The organism is Herbaspirillum lusitanum P6-12 (assembly GCF_000256565.1).
GTDB lineage: Bacteria > Pseudomonadota > Gammaproteobacteria > Burkholderiales > Burkholderiaceae_D > Herbaspirillum > Herbaspirillum lusitanum.
In genome coordinates this window covers 1-2875 of record NZ_AJHH01000784.1, presented here as the reverse complement: position 1 = coordinate 2875, position 2875 = coordinate 1, and the positions used below count along the sequence as shown (strand labels likewise).

Genomic DNA, 2875 nt, shown 5'->3' with positions numbered 1-2875 from the left:
ACGCGAGGCGGCGAAGACTTCGTGGAAGCGTTCGACTTGCCGCAGCCGGAGCCGCCGACCAGGATCAGGAACTGGCCATCTTCGATTTCGAGGTCGATGCCCTTGAGGACTTCGTTACCGTTCGGATAGACCTTGCGTACGTTGCGAATTGATAAGCTTGCCATTCTCTACTTCTCCATGAATTCTTGTCTTGAACTGCTTAACCCTTGACGGCGCCTGCTGTCAGGCCGCGGACAAAGTATTTACCTGCGAGGATATACACCAGCAAGGTCGGTAATGCCGCGATGATCGCCGCCGCCATGTTGACGTTGTACTCGGTCACGCCGGTCGAGGTATTGACCAGGTTGTTGAGCGCCACGGTCACCGGTTTTGCATCCGAGCCGCCGAACACCACGCCGAACAGGAAGTCGTTCCAGATCTGCGTGAACTGCCAGATGAAGCACACCATGAAAATCGGCAGCGACAGCGGGAAGATGATCTTGCGGTAGGTCAGGAAGAATCCTGCGCCGTCGATGCGCGCCGCCTTGACCAGTTCTTCCGGCACGGTCACGTAGTAATTGCGGAAGAACAGCGTGGTGAACGCGATGCCGTAGACGATGTGGACGAAGATCAGGCCCGGCGTCGTATTGGCCAGGTCGAACATGCCCAGAAGACGCGCCATCGGCAGGATCACTACCTGGAACGGGATGAAGCAGCCGACCATCAGTCCGGCGAACAGCGCCTCTGATCCACGGAAGCGCCAGTGCGCCAGCACGTAGCCGTTGAGCGAGCCGATCAGGGTGGAGATCAGCACGGCCGGGATGGTCATCTTAATCGAGTTCCAGAAGAACGGCGCGAGGCCGCCGCAGTCGACGCCGGTGCAGGCGCTGTCCCAGGCTTTGCCCCAGGCGGCGGTGGTCGGCGCCATCGGCAGCGCCAGCAGATTGCTGGTGCGGATTTCGTCGAGCGACTTCAGCGAGGTGGTGATCATCACGTACAGCGGCGCGAGGTAGTACAACGCCACCAGCACCAGCAAGACATAGATCAGCACGCGGCCGATGGTCAGCGGCTGACGCTCCTGGTTGGGATTGCCCTTGGGAGCAAAAGTATCAACGGCCATTGCGGGTTCCTTTCGTTTCCAGATACATCAAAGGCACCAGCACGGCCAGCACGGTCGCCAACATCATCACGGCGGAAGCGGCGCCGAGGCCGAGCTGTCCGCGCGTGAAGGAGAACTGATACATGAAGATCGCCGGCAAGTCCGACGAGGTGCCGGGTCCGCCTGCGGTCAATGCCATCACCAGGTCGAAGCTCTTGATCGCGATGTGGCCGAGCACCAGCAGCACGCTGAAGAACACCGGGCGCAGCGCCGGGATGACGATGCGGCGATAGATGGTCGGCAAGCTGGCGCCGTCGACCATCGCGGCCTTGATGATGGCGTCGTCGATGCCGCGCAGGCCGGCCAGGAACAGCGCCATCACAAACCCCGACGACTGCCACACGCCGGCGATGACGACGGTGTAGATCGCCATGTCGGAGTTGACCAGCCAGTCGAAGCTGAAGTTGGCGAAGCCCCAGTCATGCATCATTTTTTCCAGGCCGAGGCCGGGATTGAGAATCCATTTCCAGGCGGCGCCGGTGACGATGAAGGACAGCGCCATCGGATACAGGTAGACGGCGCGCAGTGCGCCTTCGGCACGGATCTTCTGGTCCAGCAGGATCGCCATGAACAGGCCGATGCCCAGGCACAGCAGGATGAACAGGCCGCCGAAGATGCCCAGGTTGCTGGCGGCAGTCCACCAGCGGTCGAGTGCGAACAGTCGGGTGTATTGATCGAAGCCGGCGAATGTGTAGTTGGGCATCAGGCGCGAATTGGTCAGCGACAGATAGCCGGTGAGCGCGATGAAGCCGTAGACAAAGACCAGCGAGAAAATGATGGTCGGTGATAAGACCAGGCGCGGCAGCCAGTTGTCGGCCAGCGCGGCGAATTTTCCACTGCGGCCATTTCTACGCGCGGGCTTGCCGGCAGCGCTCGAACTAGTCGACGACAGGGAAACTGTTGAGTTGGACATGCATGTCTCCTGAACCCGGGGAATATCGCGAAACCGGCTGGATAATCTTGCCGGCCTTTCACGACGATGGGCGCCCGACCGCTGCGCCCGCCCCGTAAATACCCTGTTCGCAAGCACGCCGGAGCGTGCTGCGGAACAGGCCTTATTACACTGCTTTTGATTTACGTCTTATTGCTTACTGAGTCTTGGCTGCTTTGGCCAGGGCTTGCACGGCGGCTTGCGAAGTCATGTTGGAGTTCATGAACTTGGCAATCACGTCGAACATCGCGCCTTGCGCTGCCGAGCTGACGGCCATGCCGTGGGCCATGCTTGGCTCCAGGGTGTTGGCTTTGCTCGATGTCGCGAAGTCGTCCATCGACTTGGTGGCGCAGCTGTCGAACTTGCCGCGTGGGATATCAGGACGGACCGGAATCGAACCCTTGTTCAGGTTGAAGACTTCCTGGAATTCCGGGCTCATGATGGCGGTTGCCAAGGTCAGTTGCGCCTTTTGCGAATCAGGATTCTTGACCTTGAACATGGCGATCGAGTCGATGTTGAAGGTGTAGGACTTGTCGGTGCCCGGTGCTGCCACGCACAGGTAGTCCTTGCCTGGTTGCTTGCCGGCGGTGGTGAATTCGCCCTTGGCCCAGTCGCCCATGAATTGCATGCCGGCCTTGCCGTTGATGACCATGGCAGTTGCCAGGTTCCAGTCGCGGCCTGCGGAATCCTTGTCGATGTAGGTCTTGATCTTGCCCAGTGTGTCGAAGGTCTTGACCATGTTGGCGCTGGTCAAGGCTGTCTGGTCCAGTTTCACCAGCGCCTTCTGATAGAAGTCGGCGCCGCCG

General features: G+C 60.0%; 3 protein-coding genes. All 3 read right to left on the bottom strand.

Annotation, left to right across the window (positions count from 1 at the left end; translation table 11 throughout):
- Window positions 1-199: 199 nt before the first annotated feature.
- Window positions 200-1099, bottom strand: coding sequence for a carbohydrate ABC transporter permease (locus HLUSI_RS0125255; RefSeq protein ID WP_016836581.1), 900 nt, complete (start codon window positions 1097-1099; stop codon window positions 200-202).
- Window positions 1089-2051, bottom strand: coding sequence for a carbohydrate ABC transporter permease (locus tag HLUSI_RS0125250; protein ID WP_016836580.1), 963 nt, complete (start codon window positions 2049-2051; stop codon window positions 1089-1091). Before HLUSI_RS0125250 ends, HLUSI_RS0125255 begins: the two co-directional genes overlap by 11 nt.
- 175 nt (window positions 2052-2226) lie before the next feature.
- Window positions 2227-2875, bottom strand: a 649-nt coding sequence (locus HLUSI_RS0125245) for an ABC transporter substrate-binding protein (RefSeq protein WP_016836579.1), incomplete at its 5' end; no start/stop codon positions are given.

What these genes read in the sequence shown, in the direction of transcription:
- HLUSI_RS0125255 (WP_016836581.1), bottom strand. Translation starts at nt 1,099, where the DNA reads ATGGCCGTTGATACTTTTGCTCCCAAGGGCAATCCCAACCAGGAGCGT.
- HLUSI_RS0125250 (WP_016836580.1), bottom strand. Translation starts at nt 2,051, where the DNA reads ATGTCCAACTCAACAGTTTCCCTGTCGTCGACTAGTTCGAGCGCTGCC.